At 69.4% G+C, this 23,471-nt stretch carries 23 protein-coding genes and 1 pseudogene; 11 read left to right on the top strand and 13 right to left on the bottom strand.

Translation table 11 applies throughout. From position 1 onward, the window contains the following. Window positions 1-36 precede the first annotated feature (36 nt). On the bottom strand, window positions 37-870 hold the full coding sequence (locus tag H613_RS0107760) for an ABC transporter permease (protein WP_026923359.1): 834 nt from the start codon (window positions 868-870) through the stop codon (window positions 37-39). Next, window positions 867-1,826, bottom strand: a complete 960-nt coding sequence (locus H613_RS0107755) for a daunorubicin resistance protein DrrA family ABC transporter ATP-binding protein (RefSeq protein ID WP_026923358.1) — start codon at window positions 1,824-1,826, stop codon at window positions 867-869. The genes H613_RS0107760 and H613_RS0107755 overlap by 4 nt, the downstream gene beginning before the upstream one ends. Window positions 1,827-1,913: 87 nt before the next feature. On the opposite strand from H613_RS0107755, the gene H613_RS25145 reads away from it, so the two are divergent. The 3 genes from H613_RS25145 (at window position 1,914) to H613_RS25140 (ending at window position 4,539) form a co-directional block, all read left to right on the top strand. After that, the gene (locus tag H613_RS25145) at window positions 1,914-2,693 is read left to right on the top strand and encodes a TetR/AcrR family transcriptional regulator C-terminal domain-containing protein (RefSeq protein WP_051393075.1); all 780 of its coding nucleotides are present in this window, start codon (window positions 1,914-1,916) and stop codon (window positions 2,691-2,693) included. 66 nt (window positions 2,694-2,759) lie between these two features. Continuing rightward, window positions 2,760-3,947, top strand: coding sequence for an AAA family ATPase (locus H613_RS0107745; protein WP_026923357.1), 1,188 nt, complete (start codon window positions 2,760-2,762; stop codon window positions 3,945-3,947). 4 nt (window positions 3,948-3,951) lie between these two features. Next, window positions 3,952-4,539 carry an RloB family protein gene (locus tag H613_RS25140; protein ID WP_051393074.1) on the top strand — a complete coding sequence of 196 codons (588 nt, stop codon included), beginning with the start codon at window positions 3,952-3,954 and terminating at the stop codon, window positions 4,537-4,539. Window positions 4,540-4,722: 183 nt separating this feature from the next. Here H613_RS25140 and H613_RS29055 read toward each other — a convergent pair whose 3' ends face one another. The 3 genes from H613_RS29055 to H613_RS0107725 all read right to left on the bottom strand — a co-directional run bounded on the left by H613_RS29055 (window position 4,723) and on the right by H613_RS0107725 (window position 7,012). Further along, window positions 4,723-5,628, bottom strand: coding sequence for a DUF4253 domain-containing protein (locus H613_RS29055; RefSeq protein WP_156925890.1), 906 nt, complete (start codon window positions 5,626-5,628; stop codon window positions 4,723-4,725). Window positions 5,629-6,155: 527 nt separating this feature from the next. Continuing rightward, the gene (locus H613_RS0107730; protein ID WP_026923355.1) at window positions 6,156-6,605 is read right to left on the bottom strand and encodes a hypothetical protein; all 450 of its coding nucleotides are present in this window, start codon (window positions 6,603-6,605) and stop codon (window positions 6,156-6,158) included. 194 nt (window positions 6,606-6,799) lie between these two features. Beyond that, a complete protein-coding gene (locus H613_RS0107725; RefSeq protein WP_026923354.1) occupies window positions 6,800-7,012 on the bottom strand; it encodes a hypothetical protein in 213 nt (70 codons plus the stop codon). A gap of 280 nt (window positions 7,013-7,292) precedes the next feature. Between H613_RS0107725 and H613_RS30730 the strand changes: the two genes are divergently transcribed. Both H613_RS30730 and H613_RS0107715 read left to right on the top strand, forming a co-directional pair. Then, window positions 7,293-7,961 (top strand): hypothetical protein, encoded by a 669-nt coding sequence (locus H613_RS30730; RefSeq protein ID WP_156925889.1) that lies wholly within the window; start codon window positions 7,293-7,295, stop codon window positions 7,959-7,961. Between the two features lie 13 nt (window positions 7,962-7,974). Beyond that, window positions 7,975-8,376 carry a hypothetical protein gene (locus H613_RS0107715; protein WP_026923353.1) on the top strand — a complete coding sequence of 134 codons (402 nt, stop codon included), beginning with the start codon at window positions 7,975-7,977 and terminating at the stop codon, window positions 8,374-8,376. 135 nt (window positions 8,377-8,511) lie between these two features. On the opposite strand, the gene H613_RS0107705 is transcribed toward H613_RS0107715, so the two are convergent. From H613_RS0107705 to H613_RS0107695, 3 genes are all read right to left on the bottom strand, one after another. Then, window positions 8,512-9,276 (bottom strand): SGNH/GDSL hydrolase family protein, encoded by a 765-nt coding sequence (locus tag H613_RS0107705; RefSeq protein ID WP_035736744.1) that lies wholly within the window; start codon window positions 9,274-9,276, stop codon window positions 8,512-8,514. 204 nt (window positions 9,277-9,480) lie between these two features. Beyond that, window positions 9,481-11,448, bottom strand: a complete 1,968-nt coding sequence (locus H613_RS0107700) for a beta-galactosidase (protein ID WP_026923351.1) — start codon at window positions 11,446-11,448, stop codon at window positions 9,481-9,483. 112 nt (window positions 11,449-11,560) lie between these two features. Continuing rightward, window positions 11,561-12,385 (bottom strand): diacylglycerol kinase family protein, encoded by an 825-nt coding sequence (locus H613_RS0107695; protein ID WP_026923350.1) that lies wholly within the window; start codon window positions 12,383-12,385, stop codon window positions 11,561-11,563. 126 nt (window positions 12,386-12,511) lie between these two features. On the opposite strand from H613_RS0107695, the gene H613_RS0107690 reads away from it, so the two are divergent. Together H613_RS0107690 and H613_RS0107685 are read left to right on the top strand one after the other, a co-directional pair. Next, on the top strand, window positions 12,512-13,798 hold the full coding sequence (locus H613_RS0107690; RefSeq protein ID WP_026923349.1) for an adenylosuccinate synthase: 1,287 nt from the start codon (window positions 12,512-12,514) through the stop codon (window positions 13,796-13,798). 165 nt (window positions 13,799-13,963) lie between these two features. After that, on the top strand, window positions 13,964-14,857 hold the full coding sequence (locus H613_RS0107685) for a hypothetical protein (RefSeq protein ID WP_026923348.1): 894 nt from the start codon (window positions 13,964-13,966) through the stop codon (window positions 14,855-14,857). A gap of 67 nt (window positions 14,858-14,924) precedes the next feature. Here the strand turns inward: H613_RS0107685 and H613_RS0107680 are convergent, their stop codons facing one another. Further along, window positions 14,925-15,518 carry a hypothetical protein gene (locus H613_RS0107680; RefSeq protein WP_026923347.1) on the bottom strand — a complete coding sequence of 198 codons (594 nt, stop codon included), beginning with the start codon at window positions 15,516-15,518 and terminating at the stop codon, window positions 14,925-14,927. A gap of 328 nt (window positions 15,519-15,846) precedes the next feature. Between H613_RS0107680 and disA the strand changes: the two genes are divergently transcribed. Then, on the top strand, window positions 15,847-16,926 hold the full coding sequence (gene disA / locus H613_RS0107675; RefSeq protein ID WP_051393073.1) for a DNA integrity scanning diadenylate cyclase DisA: 1,080 nt from the start codon (window positions 15,847-15,849) through the stop codon (window positions 16,924-16,926). Here the strand turns inward: disA and H613_RS0107670 are convergent. Continuing rightward, window positions 16,923-17,576 carry a hypothetical protein gene (locus H613_RS0107670; protein ID WP_026923345.1) on the bottom strand — a complete coding sequence of 218 codons (654 nt, stop codon included), beginning with the start codon at window positions 17,574-17,576 and terminating at the stop codon, window positions 16,923-16,925. The two genes, disA and H613_RS0107670, sit on opposite strands and share 4 nt — an antisense overlap. 60 nt (window positions 17,577-17,636) lie before the next feature. Between H613_RS0107670 and H613_RS25130 the strand changes: the two genes are divergently transcribed. Then, complete coding sequence (locus H613_RS25130) at window positions 17,637-18,512, top strand: iron-sulfur binding domain-containing protein (RefSeq protein ID WP_035736741.1); 876 nt, start codon at window positions 17,637-17,639, stop codon at window positions 18,510-18,512. 933 nt (window positions 18,513-19,445) lie between these two features. Here the strand turns inward: H613_RS25130 and H613_RS0107660 are convergent. Both H613_RS0107660 and H613_RS0107655 read right to left on the bottom strand, forming a co-directional pair. After that, on the bottom strand, window positions 19,446-19,667 hold the full coding sequence (locus H613_RS0107660; protein WP_026923344.1) for a BldC family transcriptional regulator: 222 nt from the start codon (window positions 19,665-19,667) through the stop codon (window positions 19,446-19,448). Between the two features lie 209 nt (window positions 19,668-19,876). Further along, a complete protein-coding gene (locus H613_RS0107655; protein WP_035736738.1) occupies window positions 19,877-20,713 on the bottom strand; it encodes a DUF8083 family protein in 837 nt (278 codons plus the stop codon). A gap of 126 nt (window positions 20,714-20,839) precedes the next feature. On the opposite strand from H613_RS0107655, the gene H613_RS0107650 reads away from it, so the two are divergent. Together H613_RS0107650 and H613_RS32005 are read left to right on the top strand one after the other, a co-directional pair. Continuing rightward, window positions 20,840-21,910, top strand: coding sequence for a Glu/Leu/Phe/Val dehydrogenase dimerization domain-containing protein (locus tag H613_RS0107650; RefSeq protein ID WP_026923342.1), 1,071 nt, complete (start codon window positions 20,840-20,842; stop codon window positions 21,908-21,910). A gap of 279 nt (window positions 21,911-22,189) precedes the next feature. Then, window positions 22,190-22,411, top strand: a pseudogene (locus H613_RS32005) (DUF3073 domain-containing protein); the annotation flags it as partial. A gap of 277 nt (window positions 22,412-22,688) precedes the next feature. On the opposite strand, the gene H613_RS32000 reads toward H613_RS32005, so the two are convergent. Further along, on the bottom strand, window positions 22,689-23,381 hold the full coding sequence (locus H613_RS32000; protein ID WP_026923341.1) for a DUF2254 domain-containing protein: 693 nt from the start codon (window positions 23,379-23,381) through the stop codon (window positions 22,689-22,691). Window positions 23,382-23,471 lie beyond the last annotated feature (90 nt).

Raw genomic sequence — 23,471 nt, 5'->3', positions numbered from 1 at the left:
CGCGGCCCCGCCTCTTTCCTGGTTTCCTTCAGGTCCTCAGCGGCCGAGGTTCTGGAAGCGGCGGACGGCCAGCGGCATGAAGATCAGCGTGATGGCCACCGGCCACAGGATCGCCGCGGCGAGGGCGTGCGTCTCGGGCCAGGAGCCGCCGACGGCCGCGGGGTTGCCGAACAGCTCGCGGATCGCGGTCGCGGTGGCCGAGACAGGGTTCCACGCGGCGATGGCGCCCAGCCAGTCGGGCATGAGCTCGGGCGGGGTGAACACCGAGGAGACCATGCCGAACGGGAAGGCGAGCGCGAACAGGTTGCTCGCCTGCTCGACGTTCTTCACCGACAGGCCGATCCAGACGCCGACCCAGATGAGCGCGAAGCGCAGCCACAGCAGCAGTGCGAACGCGCCGATCGTCTCCAGGAGCGTCCCTTCGGAGCGCCAGCCGATGACCAGGGCGATGACGGCCAGGACGGTCAGGTCGATCGCGGCGTGGATGGTGTCGGCGATGTTGCGGCCGACGACGACGGCCGAGGAGGCCATCGGCATCGAGCGGACCCGGTCGACGAAGCCCTTCTCCTTGGCGTAGGCGACGGCCATGGCGGTGTTCATGAACCCGAAGGCCATGGTCATGGCGAACATGCCCGGCATGGCGTAGGCGACGTAGTCGACGCCCGCGCCCTGCCCGGTGACGTCCATGGCCGAGCCGAAGACGTACACGAACAGCAGCACCATGACGATCGGGAAGCCCAGTTGCCAGGCGAAGTTGGCCGGCTCCCGGACGATGTGCGTGAACTCCTGGCCGACGATGGCGCGGTAGTCGTGGAGCGTCCACTTGACGCGGGCGCCGAGGGTCTCGTCGGGAAGCGTCGCGGCGGTCATGTCCGGTCCTCCTCTTTGCCGGTGGTGCCGATGAGTTCGAGGAACGCCTCATCGAGGGTGGGGCGCCGCAGACCGATGTCGGCGACGGTGAGGTGCTTGTCCCGCACGGCCGTGGCGGCGGCGGTCAGGGCCGCGACCGGTTCGGTGACGGGCGCCGAGACGGCGGCGGCGGTCTCGTCAGTGGCGACTCCGCCGTCGGCGAGCGGCTCGACGATGCCGACGAGGACCGGCAGGTCGTCCGGGTCGGCGGCGACGATCTCGAGGCGGTCGGCGCCCATGCGGCGCTTGAGGCCCATGGGCGTGTCCTCGACGATGTTGCGGCCGTGGTCGATGACGGCGATGCGGTCGCACAGCCGGTCGGCCTCGTCGAGGTAGTGGGTGGTGAGCACGACGGTGGTGCCGTCGGCGGCGAGGTGCGAGACGGTGTCCCAGACCTCGCGGCGCCCGGCCGGGTCGAGGCCGGTGGTCGGCTCGTCGAGGAACAGGACCTGCGGGGCCAGGATCATGCTGGCGGCGAGGTCGAGGCGGCGCTTCATGCCGCCGGAGAACTGCTTGGGCGATCGGTCGGCGGCCTCGCCGAGCCTGAACTGGTCGAGCAGTTCGGCGGCGCGCTCGCGGGCCTCGGCCTTGTTCAGGCGGAAGAGCTTGCCGAACAGGACGAGGTTCTGGCGGGCGGTGAGGAGGTCGTCGACGGCGGTCTGCTGGCCGGTCAGGCCGATGCGGCGCCGCACCTGGCGGGCGTCGCGGGCGACGTCGAATCCGGCGACGGCGGCGCGGCCGGTGTCGAAGCGCAGCAGGGTGGTGAGGATGCGCACGGTAGTGGTCTTGCCCGCGCCGTTGGGGCCGAGAAGGCCGAGGACGGTGCCGGATTCGGCGCTGATGCCGAATCCTTCGAGGGCGGTGGTGTCTTTGAATCGTTTGCCGAGGTTCTCGACCTCGACTGTCGTGGTGGTCATCTTGAGTGGTCTCCCTTAACCGGGTACGATGTACTCAAACATAGCGTACACTGTACCCGGTTCGCAAGCGGATATCATGAGGCCCCTATGGCGACACCACAGACGGGGGCGGGCGACCCCAAACGCAGCCTGGAGCTCCTCTGGCGCGACTTCGAGCCGCAGCCGAGCAAGCCGGGGCCGAAGCCGAAGCTGAGCGTGGAGCAGATCGTGGACGCCGCGATCCGCGTCGCCGACCGCGAGGGCAGCTGCTTCAGCATGCGGGGCGTCTCCGCCGAGCTCGGCGTCGGCACCATGACGATCTACCGCTACGTGCCGGGCAAGGCCGAGCTCATCGACCTCATGGTGGACCGGCTCTCACGCGTGGGGCCGGATGCGCCCGACCTGTCCGGCATGGGCTGGCGCGAGCGGCTCGAACTCCTCGCCGAGGGCACGTGGAAGGTGTACTCGACGCATGCGTGGCTGCTGGAGCTCAACCAGCGCAGGCCGGTCTTGGGCCCGGACTCGATGGACGGGTACAACTTCGCCGTCGCCGCGTTCGAAGGCCACGACCTGCCCGACAAGGAGATCAACCTCGTCATCACATCCGTGATGAACCTCGTCGTCGGCACCGCGCGGCAGTACCTGATGCGCGACTCCGAGGACGAGCGCCCCGCCGCCGACGAGCTGGAGTGGTGGCGGCAGCAGGAGCCGTACCTGATCAAGGCGCTCCAGTCGGGACGCTACCCGGCGATCGCGCAGTTCACCGACGAGACCGCCTGGGACCTCAGCGCCCACGGCGCGATGCGCTTCGCCTTGGGCCTGTTCCTCGACGGCCTGGCCCCCCGCATGGAGGCAGCTCGCATCAAAAGTGCCGAAACCGAGGAGTGAGGCCGCTTTCAAGCGCTGACCTACAGTTTTTCTGCATGCTAGCCTCTCAGAGAGGGAGGTGCGGACATGCTGATCGGCTTTAAAGTCTCCAATTTCAAATCGCTCCGCGATGAGCAGGAGCTCTCGATGCTGCCGAGTAGGGGAGGCAGGGACTTCGCCGCGCTTCCCGTGGCCGCGATCTACGGCGCCAACGCCTCGGGGAAATCGAGCCTGATCGAGGCGCTGTCATTCAAGGACCGAATGTTGGACGAATGGTTCTCCGGGAGCCTGTTCGCCCCGTTCCTGCTGGACCAGGTGTCAGGAGAACGGTCGACCGGATACGACATCGAGGTCGAACTCGACGGAACACGATACGAGTACCACCTGTCCATGTCGTCCGCGGGGGTGGAACGGGAGCGGTTGTCCTCATATCCGCACCACAGGAGGCGCACGCTGCTCGAACGGGCCAGAGATGAGATCACCATCGGCACGAGCATGACGAACCGCGCGGCACTACAGGTCCTCTCGGCTGAGACTGCTTTGGACACCCCGGCAATCACCATGGCCTACTTCTTCAAGGCCACCGAGTGGCAGCCGTTCTGGCAATGGTTGAAGTGGGGTCTCCGCACCTTTAGGAGAAGCGCCTCGAACTACGACGCTGAGCTCTCTAGAGCGCTGGATCGCCACCCGGTGCTCCTCGAACTCGCGAAAGTAGCAGATCTCGGCCTCGCCGACATGCGCCTCGTCGCCGAGCCAGGACCGAACCCACCGGGTATCACGCGCCGACGCGTCCAGTACTTCCATAAGGGGCAGCATGGCCGTCCATTCACCGCAGCCAACGAGTCGCGTGGCACCATCGCATTTCTGGGGTACATGGCGGACATCCTCGACGCGCTCGAAGACGGCGCGACGCTCGTCATTGACGAGTTCGATACGAGCCTTCACCCGCGCCTCATCGCGCGCATCATCGAGCTCTTTCAAGACCCGCGCACGAACCCCCGCAACGCCCAGCTGATCTTCTCGACCCATGACGCCTCCCTGCTCGGCACCAGCTTCGGCGAGCCCATACTCAAACGCGACGAGGTCTGGTTCGTCGAGAAGAACGAGGACGGCGCCAGCGAGCTGTACCCCCTCACCTCCTTCAAGCCCCGCAAGGAGCACAACTTGGAACGCCACTACCTGGGCGGCAGTTACGGCGCGGTCCCCGACATCTATCCGGCCTCGCTCGTCGACATCGTCGCGGCCGCGAACGAAGCCGAGACCGAGACGGAGTAGGCACTTGCCGCCGAAGCGAAGCCGCCCCGACCGCTGGCGGGAACGCCGACGCCGCGACAAGGTCCTGGTGGTCATCGACGCCGCCGAGACCGAACGCCAGTACCTCGAGCAGTTCAGGAGCAAGGACTCGGCGACCGTTCCCTACGTCAAGATCGTCACGAAGGACAAGGACCCGCTGACCGTCGTCCGGCACGCGATCAGGCTCTTCAAGAGCGGCGACTTCGACGAGGCGTGGTGCGTGTTCGACGAAGACGACTACCGAGACGGCGGCACCTTCCAGCGAGCCGTCGCCGAGGCGGGCAAACGTATACGGCTCGCGGTCTCGTGCCCGTGCTTCGAGCTGTGGCTGCTGCTCCATTTCGAGCAGTGCGGCTCGCACCTCACGCAGAAGGAGGCGCTTCGCCGCCTCCGCAAGCACTTGCCCGATTACGACAAGACCACCTTGCGGTGCGAGAAGTTCGGCCCGCACCAGGACACCGCACTCGAACGGGCCAAGGCGCTCGAAGAGCGGCACGGGCAGCCGCACCGGAATCCGTCGTCGGGAATCTGGCGGCTCGTCGAGCGCTTGAGCGGAGGCGGCGCGCAGCCGTAAGGCCAGGCGGTCAAGTGCACCGACTGCATCCGCATTCCGGTGAAACCACACCCACCGGTCGTGCCCACAGACAGAACTACGTCCATCGGCTGCGCTCACGCCCCGATAGACCTCACGCCCACTGGCTGTACCCACATTCCGATGGGACTTACGTCCATCGGCCATGCCCACACTCCGATGGGACTACGTCCACCTGAAATACCAGGCCTTCGAACGGATCATGTGCTCGGCGAGGTCCTCAAGCGTCGGGACTCCCGAGTCGAGCAAATCCGGGCAGTAGGCGTAGACCTCGTTCGCCACGCCGAGGGCCTCTTCGGCGTTCGGCGGGTGCGGGACGTAGAGCTCCATCACGTCGTACGTCATCGCCACCAGCTCGGCCTCGAAGCGGTGGTGCCAGCGCTTGAGGATCGCGGCGTGCTCGGCGCCGTACAGTTCCCAGTTCGTCGAGCCCTTCCACGGGAACATCGCCGGGATCTTCCAGCCCGCATCCGTCTCGACCAGGCCGAGCAGGCCGTCATGCTGCGGCGTCGCGAAGTCGGTGTCACCGCGCCGGGGCAGGATCGGGACGCCGCGCGCGGGCTCCCCGGCCTCGGCGGCCTTGTCGTGCAGCAGTTCGGCGGCGTCGATGCCCGCGGCGCGGCCGAGCTCGTCGTCGCCTTCGTGGATGATCGCCTCGCCGGAGTCGCGCCATTCCTCAGGGGAGCCGAGCAGGACGGGCATCCAGCCGGTCTTCTCGGCCGCCTGGCGGATCTCCAGCCACCAGGGCAGGGCTTCGGAGGCGCGGACGGCGAAGGCCCACATGGTCGTGCCCTCGCGACGGACGAGCTGGTGCATCCTCGGGACGGCGAGTCCCGCCTCCCGCAGGGCGGCGCGAGGCGATCCGGCGATGTCGAGCGCGTCGGTGTCCTCCTCGCGCGGCATCATCTCGTCGCGGCCGGTCCCCGGCGGGCGCTGCGGCGGCTCGGGCTTGTCCAAGGTGAGCAGCTCGCGCTTGGGGCGCTCGGGCACGAAGATGTCGTCGGCTTTCTCTTGCGGCTCGGGCTCGGGCGTCGCGGCCTCCGGTTCGGCCTCGGGTTCCAAGTCGGGCACCGCTACGAGAAAGGGCCTGCTCCCGCCCGCGCTTGACGTTGTCGGTGCGATGCCGTCCTCCTCCTGAGATTCCGTGCGGGTGGTCTCGGGGGCGGCACTGTCGGGGGCACTGTCAAGATCGGTGCTGTCAAGGGCGTCGCTGTCGGGCGCGGCACTGCTCGGAGCGGCATCGTCGAGGGCGCCCGAAGAGGCCGGAGGTCCTTCCGGCGTCGGTTCGGGCTCGGGCTTGGCTGCTGTCGGTTCCTGTTGGGCGGCGGGATCGGGCACTGAATCAGGCGTGTCCCGGCGCCCCAACAGACGCTGGAGGAGTCCCACCCGATCCATGATGCCCTGTCCTGGTTCGGGACACCACCGCAACCCCCGGCCGTCGCCGATCGCCCCCGCTCAACTGTCGCTCAGTTCCTGGTCGCGCAGCGCTCGTGGCACTCGTCGGGGTCCGATGGTTCGGGTCGCTCCCGGCCCGGATCAGCCTGGCTCGGCCTTGGCCGGTCTGTCCCGACTCGACAAGGACGGTTCCCAGTCGGGGGCTACTGGTCTCCCTGCTCCCACTTGGCTATGAGCGCCTCAGCGTCGTCGAGGAACACATCGATGTTGTCCGAGACGTTCTGGTCGTAGCTCGTCAGTCTTCCGACCACGATCGTCTGGGTGGAGATGACGTCTTCGCTTGAGAAGTATTCGAAGAGGTGTTCCTCCCCGGCGGTCGCGCGGAGGATGCCTTCGACGGTCCAGGAGTTGAACTGGATATTGGCCGCTTTGTAGTCGCGGCGGATTCCGTCTACGAAGTCGGCGATGATCTGCGGTGAGAGGTCGCCTTGGAAGTGGTTGTTCAGCAGGACGGCGAACAGGGCTGCGTGGAGGAGGCGGTAGCTGCTCCAGTCCTCATCCGGCATTGCGGTGCTGAGATGCTGGGCTCGGTCGATGTCGCCGGTTGCGAATGCCTTGAGCTGTTCGCGCTGCTCATGCGTAATGCGCGTCATCGGTTTTTCTTCCTGTGACAGGGCCGTGCTGGCGGACCGTATGTTACAACGGTCCGGAGCCCGTGGCGGTCGTTCTGATGCAGGTCGAGCGGATCGAGAAGGCAGCTGGTCGGCGATCTCACCAGCGCGGCCTCGAGGTCGTCGGCTCTTGTCCGCCGACGCTTTCGCGGCGAGTTCCCCGATGCGGCTCATGCTCAGGCGTGCTTGGCGGCCTCGGCACTGCGGGCCTGCTCGATCCGGTCCTCCACGGACTGAAGCGCGGCGACCACGCCACCCGCGCCCAGCGACTGCGCACTGGAAACGAGCTCTTCGGCAAGCTGCTCGCTCGCTCCGATCTGGGCGGTGAGTTCTTCGGCGGCTTGCCTGTTCGCGTCCAGGGCGGTCGCAAGTTCGTCGGTTGAGGCCACGGAGTGTGATCTGTTCTACTGCGTTCAGTGCCGGGCGGGTTACGAATCGAACGCTATCGCATTACGACAAACCTGTGGGTTCCGGTTGTGGGCCACCTCATCCGCCATTTCGGAGAAACACGCGGGTTGGGGGTTAAATTTCCGGAACTGATGTGCAAAGATGCTCACACGCGCAGTGCGCGATCCCCAAGTTTCAACCACATATGGACCCGGTGGGCCGCCCCACTATCTCGGCAAAGAAGTCGGCGGCCCACCTCCAAACCCTGGAAGGAGACCTCCCATGGTTGGTGTCAGCCTACGCCAAAAACCGGCGTCCGCAACAGACCAAAACGCTCACATCTCCCATCGTCCCGTCACCCGACACGCCGCCGCCCGGCCCGTCTCGGGCACGCCCGTCTGGGCCCGCAACGACCACGCACCCGGCGCGCCGCGCCCGGCCTCGCCCTGGGACACCTGGACCATCCCGCCCAAACCCGCCGCCCTCAACCACACTCGCAAACCCAGCCCACACCCGGCCGAATCCGCCGCTACCAGCGAACCGTTCCGACCCTGGCGCATCGACTTCGCACATCCCGACATCGTCGAGTACCCACCGGACCTCGAACCGCCCGAGCCTCCCACCGTCGCCCGGCGGCTCCTTCTGCTGCTCGGCCTCGCCTACCTCTTCCTCGCCGCCCTGGCCTCCGGCCTCGCCTACACCGGCTACTTCACCACCACCGCCGATCCGGTCACCCCACCCAGCCCAGACGACCCCGAAGAACCCACGGAAGGCACACTCCCTCCATCGCGTCCGCCACGTCCACCGGCACGCCACCCGGACGCCCTCGGCCTGCACACCGTCCCGACGGCACCCGCTACCTCGTCATGCCGCTGCCAGCGGACATCGCCGACCGCTTCGGCGGCCGTGCCCCCGCAATCGGTGCCCGCAGGATCACCACTCCCGCGATGAGCGGTGGTGCCCTGTGAGCCTCGCCCGATACGCACCGCGCCGCATCCGCGCCCACTACCTCCGCGCGCTCAAGGCCCTGCCGATCCCGGCGCCCTTGCCCGAACCGGTCGACCCGCGTCGGCTCACCGTCCTCGGTCGGGCCTGGATCTCCGGTCGACCCGTCATCTTCGGCACGCTCACCGAGGCCCCCCGCCTCTGGGTCGCCTTCACCGGCACCGAAGGCAGTGCCACATCCAGTGCCGAGGCCGAACCGTCCCTGATCGGCTACTTCACCGGTCTGGTCACCGGTGAGCCGGACCTGTGGCTCTGCGACGACACCCACCGCGCCTGGACGCTCGAAGGCGACAACACCGCGAACCTGAAGCGGGCCGCCGCCCGCGTCTGGTTCGAGTGCCAACGCACCTGCGAGGGCTGAGCCGTGAGCGACTTCGTGCCGCGCGTGGCGGCATGAAGGCCGCTCAGCCCTTGCGGCCCTTCTTGAAGAGCATGCCGAACCAGAACGCGCAGAACAGGATGATCACCAGGACTGCGACGAGCTTGAAGAGGAGCATCATGATTTCACCTGCGTGAGTGTGGGCCGTTTGGGTTCCACCGTATCCCCGCTCGACTTGCCGGTGAGACGGCGCTTGACCCACGGGGCGAGGTGCCTGCCCGCCCAGGCCGCGCCGTTCATCTCGCGGCGGACCCTGGCGAGGTCGGGCAGGGGCTTGAGCCACTCCTCGTCGGGCTCGACGCCGAGCGCCACGCACACGTCGGCGGCGACGCGCCGATGCCCGTAGGCGTTGAGGTGCAGCCGGTCCTCCGACCACAGCCGCGCGTCGGCGAACGCCTCGTCCGCCCACAGGTCCACCAGGACCGCGTCGTGGCGCTTGGCCACGCGCCTGTAGGCGTCGTTGGTGGCGATGAAGCGCTTGCGCAGGACCTTGATGCCCGGGATGTGCGGCGTCAGGTCGGCGCAGGTGAAGAGCATGACCTCGGCGCCGGAGGCCTTGAGCAGGCGGACCACCTCGTGCGCGCGCGTCGACAGCTGCGTGGGGTTGAAGCCCGGGCGCAGGGCGTCATTGCCGCCCGCGGCGAAGGAGACGAGGTCGGGGCTCTGCCGGATCGCGGGGACGACCTGCTCGTCGACGATGCGGTCGAACAGGCGGCCGCGGATGGCGAGGTTCGCGTAGGCGAAGTCGGGCCAGAACTCGGCGGCGCGGTGGGCGAACAGATCGGCCCAGCCGCGGAAGCCCGCGCCGTCGGGATACGGGTCGCCGACCCCTTCGGTGAAACTGTCGCCGATCGCCACGAAACTCGAGAACTCCGCGGGCACTCCCACTCCCCACCTTCAATCCGCGTCTGGAAACCGCATCGAACCTCTGGACTGCTCACGTCCGGGTGCAGACCAGCATGCCTCACGTAGATAACGATCCGATTGCGATCGGGTGGCGAGCATGGGCACAGCGGCCTTCGCGCAGCGCGCACCAAGGGCCCGAAGGGAACGTGCTTCCTTCGGGCCCTTGGCTTCTCGTTTCGGCTAGGCGTGCTCGGCGTGGACGACGACCTCGCCCGCGGGCACGTCGACGGTGGCCGTGCCGGTCTTCACCTGCGCGTCGTCGCCGGTGTGGTTGATGCAGAACAGCCACGAGCGGCCGTCGTCGTGGGAGCGGCGGACGACCTCGACGCCCGCGGGCGCGTCGGCGGCGGGTTCGACGCCCGCGTCGGAGGCCGCCGCGGCGACGACGCGGTCGAGCGTGTCGGCGTCGACGAACGTGGTCAGGTAGTGCGCGGTGCCCTCGCCGAAGCGGTTGACCGTCCAGGCCGGGGTGCCGGCACCAGGCCCGGCGTTCGCGCCGGTTCGGGTGGTGGGCGACGGGTGGGCGTACGTGTCGCGGACCTCGGCTCCTTTCGCCTCGGCTGACTCGCTCCAGATGCTTCCGGTGCCGCCGGAGGCGAGGGCGACCGTCTCATCGATGAGCGGGTAGAACTCCTCGGTGCGCACGCCGACGAGGTCGCTGATCGCTCCGGGGTAGCCGCCCAGGTAGACCGTGTCGGTCTCGTCGGCGATCCCCGAGTACGGGGTGACGAGCACCGTGCCGCCGGAGGCGGTGAAGTGCTTGAGGTTCCGCGCGGCGGCCTCGGACATCAGGTAGACGGCCGGGACGACCACGAGCCGGTACCCCGACAGGTCGCCCTCGGGGTGGGCGACGTCGGCGGTGATGCCCGCGCGCCACAGCGCGGCGTAGTACTCGTCCCTGATCCGCATGGGGTCGAGTTCGGCGGTCGGCCTCGCCTCGTGCTCCTGGGCCCACAGGTTCTGGTAGTCCCACAGGATCGCGGTGTCCGCCTTGACCTTGGAGCCCTCGATCTCGGCGAGCTCGCCGAGGCGCGCGCCCAGCTCGCAGACCTCGCGCCAGATCTTGGAGTCGGTGCCGACGTGCGGCACCATGCCGGAGTGCCACTTCTCGGCGCCCTGGCGGGAGGCGCGCCACTGGAAGAACATGACGGCGTCGGCGCCGCGCGCGAGGTGCGCGAGCGAGTTGCGCAGCAGCTCGCGGGGGGCCTTGGCGCGGTTGCGGCCCTGCCAGTTGACCGCGGACGTGGAGTGCTCCATGAGGATCCACGGCTCGCCGCCGCCGAGGGAGCGCGTGAAGTCGGCGGCGAAGCCGAGGTTGACGTGCCCGGCGGGGCCTTCGAGGTAGTGGTCGTTGGCGACGACGTCGACGGCCTCGGCGAACTCCCACAGGTCGATGTCGGGGTGCGAGCCGGTCATGAAGTTCGTCGTCATCGGCTTGCTCGCGTCTATGCTGCGGAGCAGCTCGGCTTCGGCCTTGTAGAGCTGGAGGAGCTGCCAGGACGAGAAGCGCTTGAAGTCCAGGACGTGACCCGGATTCGCAATCGTGGGAGTGGGCAGCGGCGCGAAGACCTGTTCCCACGAGGAGTAGGCCTGCGACCAGAACGCGGTGCCCCAGGCCTCGTTGAGGCCGTCGAGGTCGCCGTAGCGCTCGCGCAGCCAGACGCGGAACTTGGCGGTGGCCGCCGGAGAATAGGAGCGGGCGTTGTGGCAGCCGTACTCGTTGTGGATGTGCCACAGCTTCACGGCGGGGTGGTCGTGGTAGCGGCGGCCGACCTGCTCGGTGATCGCGAGGGCCTTGGCGAGGTAGGTGTCGGAGGAGGGGTCGAAGCCCTGGCGGGAGCCGTGGGTGAGGCGCCTGCCCTCGGCGTCGACGGGGAGCGCGTCGGGGTAGGCGGCGGCGAACCACGGCGGCGGCGAGGCGGTGGGGGTGGCCAGGCAGGCTTCGATGCCATTCTCGGCGAGGAGGTCGAGGACCTCGTCGAACCAGCCGAAGTCGAAGCGTCCCTCCTCGGGTTCGAGCTTGGCCCAGGAGAAGATGCCGACACTGACGCGGTTGACGCCGGCCTCGCGCATCAGGCGCATGTCCTCGGTCCAGACCTCGCGGGCCCACTGTTCGGGGTTGTAATCGCCGCCGTAGACGATCGCCATGGCGGGGCTCCTTTGCTGGTGGAGGGTCGGTGCGCCTCCAAGGCTACGGCAAACGATTGCCCCCAGCCACCCTCTCGAACCGCTTTTTCAAACCCCTACACGAAGCGAAGCGCTACCGCATCCACCCGGCGGCGCCCGGCTCCACCCACCAGGTGCGCTTGCGGCCCAGCTCGTCGACCAGGCCGTCCGAGATGAACGTCACGCCATCGTTCGGGTGCACTGCCACCGCCCGGCCGCGGGCCCGGCGGACCTCGATGCGGACCCGCCTGCGCAGGCGGCCGACCAGCACCGGAATCGCCACGGCCACGTCGATGCGCCCGTCGGCCGGGTCCGGCTCGGCGAACACCATGCCGTCGGCCTCGGCGTAGCCGTCGGCGTTCGCCACCACGCACGCCAGAATCTGCTCGGTGCCGTCGGTCAGCACGATGTCGTCCAGGTTCACCACGCCGCGCCAGGGGCGGTCGCCGCCGCCCAGGCGCACTCCGTCGAGGCACACGCCGCCGCCGTCGTGGCGCAGCACGTCGGTGCGCAGGACCGTGCCGCTCACCGCGGCGCGGGCGACGTCGGCCGGATCGGTGGGCAGGCCGAACCGCTCCACCAGTCCGGGCGCGGTGCCCAGCGGGAGGACCGCCAGCGGCGGCAGGTCGGGGATGGTGCGGCCCTCGGGCAGGTGGTCCGAGCGTTCGCTGGGGGCGGGCGCGAGGCGGCGCACCATGCGCGCGACCACCGCGTTGACCTGCTCATCGGTGTCGGCGGCGAGCACGATGCGGGTGTCGGGCTCTTCCACGACCGGATCGATCTCCTGGGGCTTCGACGCCTCGGCGGTGCGCACGTCGGCGCCGAGCCGCTTCAGCTCGTCGATCAGGTGCAGCGTCTGAGTGCGCGGGCCGCTGTTGGAGCAGTCCGACTCGACGAGCGTCAGCACGACTACGTTCACGGGTACCAACCGTACGGTGTGACCGAGGCCCGACTCATAGCACTCAGCCCTGTTGAGGCGCGGCGCGCGCCCGTGCCAGTAGGCTTACACGGTAATCGGGTGTCAAGGTCCCGGGAGGATGGGCAAATGCCAGCGATCGCGGTCGTCGGAACGCAGTGGGGCGACGAAGGCAAGGGCAAGGTCACCGACCTGCTCGGCGCGGACATGGACTACGTCGTGCGCTACCAGGGCGGCAACAACGCCGGGCACACCGTGGTGACGCCCGACGGCACGAAGTACGCCATCCACCTCGTCCCGGTCGGCATCCTCACCCCCGGCGTCGTGCCCGTGATCGCGGGCGGCGTCGTGGTGGACCCCAAATTCCTCATCGCCGAGCTGGACGAGCTCAGCGCGGGCGGCGTCGACGTCTCGAACCTGAAGCTCTCGGCGGACGCGCACCTCATCATGCCCCACCACCGCGCCCTCGACCGCGTCGTCGAGCGCTACCTGGGCTCCTCGCGGATCGGCACCACCGGCCGCGGCATCGGTCCCACCTACGCGGACAAGGTGGCGCGCATGGGCATCCGCGTGCAGGACCTGCTCGACCCCGGCATCCTCACCGCGAAGCTCGAGGCGATCCTGCGCGAGAAGAACCAGATCCTGGTGAAGGTCTACAACCGCAAGGCGATCGACCCGGCGGCCGTCGCCGAGGAGTACCTGGGGTACGCCGAGCGCCTCAAGCCCTACATCGCCGACACGCGGCTGCTGCTCAACAAGGCCCTCGAAGCGGGCAAGAACGTGCTCCTCGAAGGCGCGCAGGCCACCATGCTCGACGTCGACCACGGCACTTACCCATTCGTGACGTCCTCGAACCCCACCACCGGCGGCGCGTGCGTCGGCACCGGCATCGCGCCGGGCAAGATCACTACGGCCATCGGCATCATCAAGGCCTACACCACGCGCGTCGGCTCGGGGCCCTTCCCCACCGAGCTGCACGACGAGTACGGCGAGTTCCTGCTCAAGCGGGGCGGCGAGTACGGCGTCACCACCGGCAGGCGGCGGCGCTGCGGCTGGTTCGACGCGGTCCTGGGCCGCTACGCGGTGCGCGTCAACGGGATCACGGACCTGTTCGTCACCAAGCTCGACGTGCTCTCCGAGCTCAAGCGGGTGCCGATCTGCGTGGGCTACGAGATCGACGGCGAGGTCTTCGAGGACATGCCGATGACGCAGACGGACGTCCACCACGCCAAGCCGGTGTACGAGTACCACGACGGCTGGTGGGAGGACGTCTCCGAGTGCCGCAAGTTCGAGGAGCTCCCGGCCAACGCGCAGGCCTACATCGCCCGGCTCGAGGAGCTGTGCGGCGCGAGGGTCAGCGTCATCGGCGTCGGCCCGGGCAGGGACGAGAACGTCATCCGCCATCCCCTGATCTGACGGGACGTGCGAGGGGGCGCCGGCGAGAAGCCGGCGCCCCCTCGCACGTCTTCGGGGCCTCAACCGCCCACCGAAATGTGACGCCAGTTACCGATGGGGCGCGACACGCGACGGCACGCCGGTGAAATACACGAGTGCTCACACTCCCGTCGATACCTTCCCCGCATGGCGAACGTCCCCCATGAAGCACTCCATCACCTGTTCCGCGAAGAGCCCGGCCTGTTCTCCACGGCCATGAGCCGCATCCTCAATGAGGAATTCCCCGAAGTGCGCGCCGTCGCCGTGCTCAACAGCGACCTCACCGAGATCAAGCCGCTGGCGCGGTACGCCGACACCGTGCTCAAGGTGGAGACCGACGAGGGCGCCGAGATCATCGTCATCGAGCCGCAGACCGGGATCTCGAAGAAGAAGCTCCGCAGCTGGGCGTACTACATCGCCTACCTGGAGAACAAGTACGAGCTGCCGGTCAGCCTGCTGGTGGTCACACCCAATGCGGCGACCGCCGACTGGGCGAGGCGGCCGATCAGCCTGGGGCCGAAGCGGAGGCCTTCGCTCAGGGTGCTGCCGTTCGTGCTGGGTCCGGACAACACGCCGTTCATCACCGATCCCGAGACCGCCGCCGAGGACATCGTGCTCACCGTGTTCGCGGCCCTGACCCACCGGCTCGATCCCGACATCGAGAAGGCCCTGCAACCACTCGCCGTCGCTCTGGGCGGGCTGGACGAGACCACTGCGCGCTTCTTCGCCGAGTTCACCTCCGTGGGTCTCGGCGACGGTTGCGCCTATACCGCATGGAAGAGGATAATCATGAGCATGACCTACCCGTACGCCTCCAGGCTCCGCGACGACCTCAAGGCCGAGGGCCGCGAAGAAGGTCGCGAAGAGGGCCGCGCCGAGGGCCGCGCCGAGACGGTGATCGCGATACTCAACGTCCGGGGCATCGCACTCACCGATGCCGAGCGCGAACGCATCATGAGCTGCACCGACCTCACCACGCTCGCCTACTGGGCGGTGCGCGCCGCCTCGGTGGAGCGCACCGAAGCGCTCTTCGAGGTCTGAAGGCCGTATTCGCGACCGGTCCGGCTTCGGCCGGGCCGGTCGCGGCGCTTCGGCACCGCTCGAAGGCTCAGAGGCGGTCGACGACCTGGACGTGACCGGGGGCGAACGAGGCCAGGCGGGCGAGCAGCTGCTGCGGTTCGGGCCTGAAGTCGCCGCAGCGCACCGCCAGGTCGAAGCCCGCCACGAGCCCCTCCGTGGCGCGGGTGGCCTCGCGCAGCACCGAGCGGTCGATGAAGCCGGGCCGGTCCGAGCCGCCGCGTCCGAGGTACACGTCGGCGGCCAGGAGCAGGTACGAGTGCCCCTTCCTGCCGGAGCCGACGGTGATGGCGGCCAGCTCCTCGACGTTGCTCCACGGAATGAGCAGGGCCTTCCCGAAACCGGCGCGCACGCGCAGTCCGAAGTGGTTGACGTGCAGCTGCGGCGGTCGGCTGAGCGGCACCAGGAAGAAGACCGCTCCCACTGCGGCGATGACGGCGAAGAAGCCCGGCAGCGCCACCACCGGGTTCGCCTCGCCGGAGTTGAGCGTGGCCGGCTCGGTGTGCACGAGCCAGGCGAGCGAGCCGATCACGACGGCGCACACGGTGGCATAGAGGGCGAGCGAGGAGATCCGGCGGGTCGGGGAGCTGCGCTCGACGACGGTCCATTCCGAGCTTCTGCGCACCGACTCACCTCCTCGACGGCAACTGTAGCCAGCGGCGGCGGCCGCGGCGGCCGGGGGGCCGTGGGACGACCGGCCCCGGCGCGGCTCCTGAGACGGCAATCACTTGCGAATGCGCAGTTCAATTGGGGTGAACCAACGCAAAAGGACGGACATTTCAGGCGGCCACGGGAAATCCGGGTCCCGCTCCCGCCCGGTCCGTCCGTACACTGGGAGCAACCCGGTGTCCGCTTCGTCCACCCGCCCCGGCGAGGCCCGCGAGCCGCGCCGACCGGCTCGGGGCATCGGCGCACACCGTCCAACCGGCGCCCGCCGGACAGCTAGTTCACCTATGGGGGTTCTCGTGCCGGTGATCCCGGATGAAGGCCTACGCGCGACACTGGCCACCATGGCCCCCGGAACGGCGCTGCGCGACGGTCTGGAGCGGATCCTGCGCGGCCGCACCGGCGCGCTCATCATCGTCGGCTGCGACGACGAGGTCGAGGCGATGTGCACCGGCGGCTTCGAGCTCGACATCGAGTTCTCGGCGACGCGCCTCCGCGAATTGTGCAAAATGGACGGAGCGGTGGTGCTGACCACCGACGGCTCCCGCATCGTGCGCGCCGGCGTCCACCTCATGCCCGACCCGTCGATCTTCTCGGCCGAATCGGGCACCAGGCACCGCACCGCCGAGCGCGTCGCGAAGCAGACGGGTCTGCCGGTCATCTCCGTGAGCCAGTCGATGCACACCATCGGGCTCTACATGGGACCGGTGCACCACCTCCTGGAGCCGTCGACGAAGATCCTCTCGCGCGCCAACCAGGCCCTGGCCACGCTGGAGCGCTACAAGCAGCGCCTCGACGAGGTCGCCGGGAACCTCTCGAGCCTGGAGATCGAGGACCTCGTCACCGTCCGCGACGCCGTCACCGTGCTCCAGCGCCTCGAGATGGCCCGGCACATCGCCGACGAGGTCGAAGGGCACGTCATCGAGCTCGGCACCGACGGGCGCCTCCTCGCCCTCCAGCTGGACGAGCTCATGTCCGGCGTCGACGCCGACCGGGAGCTGGTCGTGCGCGACTACCTGCCCGAGGGCGGGGACTTCCCGAAGGCGCTGCGCACCGTCGACGAGATGAGCTCGACGGAGCTGCTCGACCTCGCCGCCGTGGCGCGCGCGGTCGGCTACCCGGCCTCGCCGGACGTGCTCGACCGGCGGGTGAGCCCGCGCGGGTACCGGATGCTCGCGAAGGTGCCGCGCCTGCCCGAGGCCGTCGTCGAGCGCGTGGTCTCCCGCTTCGGGTCCCTGCCGGAGCTGCTCGGCGTCTCGGTGGAGGACCTGCAGGACGTCGACGGGATCGGCCCGGGGCGAGCGCAGAACATCCGCGAGAGCCTCACGCGCCTGGCCGAGGTGTCGATCCTCGACCGCTACATCTAGGTCAGCGTCAGCTCGGTGGGCTGCGAGACGGCCTCGCCGAGTTTCGCACGCAGTTGGTAGTCACCGGCGGGCAGGCGCCTGCGGTCGCCCTCGCAGCCGGGCTCGGAGGCGAGGCCGTCGAGCGTGAACTCGACGGTCTGGCCCGCGCCCTCGGCCAGCTCCACCGGCTTCGGCTCGGCGTCGGCGCAGTGCGCGGTGGAGTGGACGACGTCCGTGCCCGCGGTGAGCTCGACCGCGACCGCGCCGAGGTCGACCGTGCACGTCACGGCGGCGGCGCTGGCGACCAGGACGCTCACCGGCACCTCCGCCCCTGACCGGACCTCGTCGAACGCGGCCACCACCTGGAGCATCAGCGCGTCCTCCTCGCACGCGGGCGCCGTGGTCGGCGAGGTCGAAGCGCTGTTCGGCTCGGCGGCGGGGGTCGGCGAGACCTGCGGGCGATTGAGCGTGCTGGACGAGGACGGCGCGACCCACTCCTGCGGTTCGGCCCGCCCCTCGTCGGCGTCGCCGCCGTCCGAGCCGAGCGCCTTGACCCCGAACACGACGACCGCGATCAGCAGGACCGCCGCGCCCGCCACGATCGCCCGGCGCTGCCAGTAGACCGACGCCGGCTCCGATCCCTTCACGAACTTGCCCTGGAAACGCTGCACGTCGGGACGCTAACCCACCCTCGGGTTGGATCGGCGGAACTACACGCGGACAATGGGGGCATGCTCGCACCCGATCACCTCGCCGAGCGACTCCTGCCCTGGTTCGACGACCGCGGCCGCGCCGAACTGCCGTGGCGCCGTCCCGGAACGACCGCGTGGGGCGTCCTGGTCTCCGAGGTCATGAGCCAGCAGACGCAGGTCGCGCGCGTCGCCCCCGTGTGGGAGGCGTGGATGGAGCGCTGGCCGACCCCCGCCGACCTGGCCGCGGCCCCCACTGCCGAGGTGCTGCGCGAGTGGGGCCGCATGGGCTACCCGCGGCGGGCGCTGCGGCTCCAGGAGTGCGCCCGCATCCTCGCCGAGGAGCACGGCGGCATCGTCCCCTCGGACCCGGCCGAGCTCGAGCGGCTGCCGGGGATCGGCGTCTACACCGCCGCGGCGGTGGCCGTCTTCCACTACGGTCGGCGCCACCCGGTGGTCGACACGAACGTCCGCCGGGTCGTCGCCCGCCTCGGCGGGGAGAGCGACGCCGGGACGGCCACGACCAAGGCCGATCTGGCCGCCGCCGAGGCCCTGCTTCCGGCCGAGACCGCCGTCGCCGCGCGCGTGTCGGTGGCGCTGATGGAGCTGGGCGCGCTGGTGTGCACGGCCCGCAAGCCGGAGTGCGGCCAGTGCCCGGTGGCCGACGCGTGCGGGTTCTCCGGGCAGGAGGTCCCGGCCGGTCCCAGCCGCAAGCGCCAGCGCTACAAGGGCACGAACCGGCACGTGCGCGGCGAGATCATGGCGGTGCTGCGGGAGGCCGACGGGCCGGTCGCCAAGGACCGGCTCGACGCGGTCTGGCCAGATTCGCGCATGGTCGACGAGGCCGTGGCCCAGCTGATCGCCGACGGCCTGGTGGGGACCGACGAGGCGGGGCGATTCGAATTGCCGAGTTGGTGACAGCGGGCGTCGCCCCTGCTAACCTCGGACTTGAGAGAACTTCACGATGCTCGGTTGGTGCCGATCCGCAAGGACCGGCGGCTCTGGGTCGAACTCCGCTTCTCACACAGGCGGGGCGCCGGGCGGGTCGTCGAGACCCGTGTTCACCGCCGGTGCCGGAGCCGGTTCACCTGCCGCTCAGGCCGCCCCCGCGCGGCCGGCCAGGAACACGACGACGCGGCTCGCGCCATCACAACGTCGCGTCGACCGCGGACCGGTCGCATGAAAGCGGTCGGGGCAGCTGCGGCGCCGCAGGACAGGGCGCCGCGACCGGGCAACGACGATGCCGCCGAGGTACCGCGCGCTCAGACCCCGGCGGCACCGTCACGTTTCGCCAGGGCAGCGCTTTCCAATACCTCGTGACCTCCCGTGCCGCAGCATGGCCGTCGCCGCGCCCAGGGACGGACGCCTGCTCTCGATTCCTCTGCCCGCCGCCTTCACTCCCGGCCGAGCGAGCCCGGATGGGCGATCCGCGCCCAACGCCGCTCAGGACGGCCGCACCGGGCCGTGCGGGGCTCGCAGAGACGGGCGCGGGTTCCGTACCGCAGCGCCGGACGCTCTTTGAGCGGCCGGTCCGGACGCGGAGAGCGCACGGCAACTCCACTCGCTCTCCGCTGCAATAGCGGCGGGCCGCGCCGCGCGCGACGCGGTAGATCTCGGCGCTGGTGCCGTACTCACCCCCGGCCGCGCGGGGCGCAGCGGAAGTCATAAACAGCCGAACTAGACTTATATCCTATAATCTTCCTGAAGATTATAGGATATAACCTGTCCTTGGGCACGAAAAAGGCCGCCTGGGCGGGCGGCTGCTTTGGTTTGGCGGGCCCTGAGGGAGGGCCCGCGCTTCCAGATTTTCGGGGGGATGCAGGCGGCCGGCAGGGTGGCCCGGCCCTCCTGCTACTCGGAGGCTTCGCGCTGACCGGGGATGTCGCCGTTGATCAGGGCACGGATCTCCGACTCGCGGTAGCGGCGGTGGCCTCCGAGGGTGCGGATCGCCGAGATCTTCCCCGCCTTGGCCCAGCGGGTGACGGTCTTCGGGTCAACGCGGAACATCGCAGCGACTTCAGAGGGCGTGAGCAGGGCCTCTGTTTCCACCGGAAGGTTCAAGTCTGTCGTCATAATTCAATCTCCTCCACAGACGGGCTGGGGAATCACCGGCTGCCGCAGCCTGGATTCGTTCCTTCTCCAATCGTCCGTGCTGTCGTAGATGTCCGACATAGTCCGAACGGCCGATTTTGACTGGACTTTCCGCTCGGCTCACTCATCCGAGTGATCACTCCACTGGAGAACACCGAGCTGAGAAGGGGTGCGGCTCTCGAGAGTGGACGTCAGTTGAGGCGCTCGCCGAGACGACGATCACGCCAGCGTTCCACTAGGCGCGCATAGCATTCCTGCGCCGCCTCTGGCTCGTTCGCACCGAGCCGGTCGAGGGCCTCCCACGTGAGGTCCACCGAGTCCTCCCGGCGCAGCTCCTCATAGTCCATGCGGGAGACCAGACCGCCGTAGTCCAGCTCCACCACCGACTCGTGATGGAAGCCCTCCAGCCACTCCGTGGTCTCGCCGATCGCGACGCCGAGTTCGGCGTCCTCGCCGAACTCGGCGCGGATGAGGTTGCGCGCCACGACCAGCTGCGTCCGCGCCTTGGACATCGGCGTGCGGTAGCGCAGCCACGTCGCCCGCGGGTGGATGACCAGCTGCCGGTCCCCGGGCCGGACGCAGGTGAACCAGCGCAGCGGCACCGACCAGGACGCCACCTGCTCGTGGGCGTCCGCGGGCGCCTCGTGGCGGTCGGTGAGGTCGTCGTGGGCCACGATCTCGGCGGCCGAGGCCAGGAAGTCGGGCGGGATGAGCGCCTCGGCGACCGGCTCGGGAGTCAGCCGCCGCAGCTCCAGCGCGGCCTGAGCGATGCGGTAGCGCAGATTCCAGGGGCACACCAGCGGCTCGGCGTCGTCGCCGCGGTCGATGACGTAGGCCTCGCGCCCGAAGGAGGGGACACCCCGCCAAGGCCATCCGATGCGCTCGTAGAGTGCTTCACGGCGCTGCTTCGGGCCCTCGTGGGGTTCGGGCGCCCGCCCCGAAGCGGCGTAGGCGCGCCAGTAGTCGGCGTCGGCGAAGGCCCCGGCCGGCTCATAGACGCGCAGATACGACGCGTTCGGTGCGTACACGAGGCAGATACTTCCACAGTCCTAGACTGGAGGCGTAGCCATACCCGCGCTACGCCACAAACGCCCCGGCCGCGATCCGGCCGACCATAGGGCGGCGAACCACCGCCCACAGAACTGGAGCAAGCCATGAGCATCTTCGACGCATGCGGCCATGAGCAAGTCGTGTTCTGCCACGACCCCGACTCCGGGCTGCGAGCCGTCATCGCGATCTACTCGACCGCGCTCGGCCCCGCCCTCGGCGGCACCCGCTTCTACCCCTACGCCACCGAGGCGGAGGCCCTCACCGACGTCCTCCACCTCTCGGAGGGGATGGCCTACAAGAACGCGATCGCCGGACTCGACCACGGCGGCGGCAAGGCCGTCATCTGGGGCGACCCCGCCACCGACAAGAGCGAGGCGCTGCTGCGCGCCTACGGCCGCTTCGTCGAGACCCTCGGCGGGCGCTACGTGACCGCCTGCGACGTCGGCACCTATGTGGAGGACATGGACACGGTGGCGCGCGAATCGCGCCACGTCACCGGCCGCTCTCCCGACGCCGGCGGCGCCGGCGACTCCTCGATCCTCACCGCCTTCGGCGTGTTCCAGGCGATGAAGGCCGCCGCCGTCCACCGCTGGGGCGCCGAGGACCTCTCGGGCCGCACCGTCGGCGTCGCCGGGCTCGGCAAGGTCGGACGGCACCTGCTGCCGCACCTGGTCGAGGCGGGCGCCGAGGTCGTCGCCACCGACGTGTCCGATGCCGCCCGCGCCTGGGCCGCCGAGCACTTCCCGCGGGTGCGGCTCGTCGCCGACACCGACGAGCTCATCGCCTCCGGGGTCCACGTCTACGCCCCCTGCGCTCTCGGCGGTGTCCTCAACGAGGACTCGCTGAAGACCCTCGACGCCGAGATCGTCTGCGGCGCGGCCAACAACCAGCTCGCCGACGCGGCCGTCGCCGACGAGCTCGACCGGGCGGGGATCCTCTACTGCCCCGACTACGTGGTCAACTCCGGCGGCGTCATCCAGGTCGCCGAGGAGTACGCGGGGCCGTTCGACTTCAAGCGCGCCGAGCGGCGCACCGCGCAGATCGGCGGCACGACCGCGCGAATCCTCGAACGCGCCAAGGGCGAGGGCGTCACGCCGGTGGCCGCCGCCGACGCGATCGCCGAGGAGCGGATGGCCGCGGTCGGCCGCCTCCAGCGCCTGCGCGTCTTCCGCTGACGCGGCTTTCGGCGGTGCCTTCCGCCGACGCAGACCGCTCACATCGTGGACATCGCTCCCATGATGTGAGCGGATGCTCATGTCGAGGCAAGCCCCGTCGAGGGCCGAAAACCCGTGCTGTCCGGGCCCGATCGCCGGAATTCTGTGGCATCCAACTCATGGGCCGGGATGCAACCGAGCGCCGCGAGGTTGTACCGTAGGAGCCACGAAGAGATTGCAAGCATTCCGGGGCGCCGTATTGGCCGCCCCGATGATTTCTGTGCGAGGGGGTCGAGCCATATGGGGCGCGGCCGAGCTAAGGCAAAGCAGACCAAAGTGGCCCGTAAGCTCAAGTACCATGCTCCGAACACCGACCTGCGCGCGCTCGAGCGCGAGCTCTCAGGCGGTCGTGAGGATGCCGAGGACGTAGAGCCCGACGAGGACCCATACGACGCTTATGCCGATCGGTACAACCCGGACGACGACGAAGTCCGTGAAGACGACTGGGTCCCGCCGGACAAGAAGTTAGCCGTCTCGGAGAAGTCCGCGAGCCCCCACGGCCGCGGGCGTGGCCCGATCCGGCACCTGCAATCCACAATCCAGCGTCACCCGCTGCCATTGCCGCCCTCCGCGCCCGAGCCGGTCTGCCGACCTCTTGCGCCGAAGCAGCGGACACGGCCGCGACGACGAAGGGCGCAGGCCGTCACGGCACGGCGGAAACCCAGCGATACAGCACAATGCGAGGCGGTCGCGACCTCAGGGTCGCGACCGCCTCGCTGTCGCGTCGGTGCCGCTGCCGTTACTGCTGCGGCGCCTGCGGCCACTGCTGGTTCTGCTGGGTCTGCTGCGCGCCGCCCTGCTGGCCGGTGGCGTAGCCCGCTTGGCCCTGCTGCTGCGCGGCCGCCTGCTGCTGGGAGGCGGCCTTCGCCGCGGCGGCCTCGGCGTTGAGGGGAGCCATGAGGGCACCGGCCAGGAACAGGCCCATCGCGCCGAGGAGCAGGATCGCCCCGATCCACGACGAGGCGTCCGAGGCGTTGTTGCCTTCCGACAGCGACAAGAGTCGATACAGGAAGCTCGCCAGGAAGAGCGCCACGGCCGCGACCGTCAGCGTCTTCCACAGCGCGCGGAGGCGCTCGCCGCCGAAGAGCGTCAGCGCGAACATGACGACCGTGGCGACCAGCAGCGTCTGGATGCCGCCGAAGTAGTCACCGACGATGTAACCCAGTTCGGACGGGTCCATGCTGTCGCTGGTGCCGGCGATGAGGCCGGACAGGACGAGCGCGGCGAGGCCCGCCAGGCCCAGGATCGCGGGCATCGAGGGAACGCCGAGGCGGTCGAAGAACGACGGACCCTGGGGGGCATAGGCCGCATACTGCTGCTGGGCCTGGTACTGCGCCTGCGGGGAGGCGTACTGGGGCGGGTACCCCTGCTGCTGCGGTTGGCCGGAGGTCGGCTGCTGGGGATACCCCGCACCTGATTGCTGTTCACTCATGGCCCCATCATGCCTTGCCTCGGCAATATCCGAGGCAAGTGGGTGCGATGGGCCCGGGCGGCCGGATCGCGGCCATTGCCCCGCGCGAAC

Origin of the sequence: Glycomyces arizonensis DSM 44726, assembly GCF_000482705.1 — a bacterium.
Taxonomy (GTDB): domain Bacteria; phylum Actinomycetota; class Actinomycetes; order Mycobacteriales; family Micromonosporaceae; genus Glycomyces; species Glycomyces arizonensis.
Note: the sequence above shows the minus strand (reverse complement) of the source record. Positions and strands in the feature narration are given on the sequence as shown.

Bases quoted from the DNA above. Each gene is read 5' to 3' on its own strand.
- H613_RS0107760 (WP_026923359.1), bottom strand. From the start codon at position 870: ATGACCGCCGCGACGCTTCCCGACGAGACCCTCGGCGCCCGCGTCAAG.
- H613_RS0107755 (WP_026923358.1), bottom strand. From the start codon at position 1,826: ATGACCACCACGACAGTCGAGGTCGAGAACCTCGGCAAACGATTCAAA.
- H613_RS25145 (WP_051393075.1), top strand. From the start codon at position 1,914: ATGGCGACACCACAGACGGGGGCGGGCGACCCCAAACGCAGCCTGGAG.
- H613_RS0107745 (WP_026923357.1), top strand. From the start codon at position 2,760: ATGCTGATCGGCTTTAAAGTCTCCAATTTCAAATCGCTCCGCGATGAG.
- H613_RS0107730 (WP_026923355.1), bottom strand. From the start codon at position 6,605: ATGACGCGCATTACGCATGAGCAGCGCGAACAGCTCAAGGCATTCGCA.
- H613_RS30730 (WP_156925889.1), top strand. From the start codon at position 7,293: ATGGTTGGTGTCAGCCTACGCCAAAAACCGGCGTCCGCAACAGACCAA.
- H613_RS0107700 (WP_026923351.1), bottom strand. From the start codon at position 11,448: ATGGCGATCGTCTACGGCGGCGATTACAACCCCGAACAGTGGGCCCGC.
- H613_RS0107690 (WP_026923349.1), top strand. From the start codon at position 12,512: ATGCCAGCGATCGCGGTCGTCGGAACGCAGTGGGGCGACGAAGGCAAG.
- H613_RS0107685 (WP_026923348.1), top strand. From the start codon at position 13,964: ATGGCGAACGTCCCCCATGAAGCACTCCATCACCTGTTCCGCGAAGAG.
- disA (WP_051393073.1), top strand. From the start codon at position 15,847: ATGGGGGTTCTCGTGCCGGTGATCCCGGATGAAGGCCTACGCGCGACA.
- H613_RS25130 (WP_035736741.1), top strand. From the start codon at position 17,637: ATGCTCGCACCCGATCACCTCGCCGAGCGACTCCTGCCCTGGTTCGAC.
- H613_RS0107660 (WP_026923344.1), bottom strand. From the start codon at position 19,667: ATGACGACAGACTTGAACCTTCCGGTGGAAACAGAGGCCCTGCTCACG.
- H613_RS0107650 (WP_026923342.1), top strand. From the start codon at position 20,840: ATGAGCATCTTCGACGCATGCGGCCATGAGCAAGTCGTGTTCTGCCAC.
- H613_RS32000 (WP_026923341.1), bottom strand. From the start codon at position 23,381: ATGAGTGAACAGCAATCAGGTGCGGGGTATCCCCAGCAGCCGACCTCC.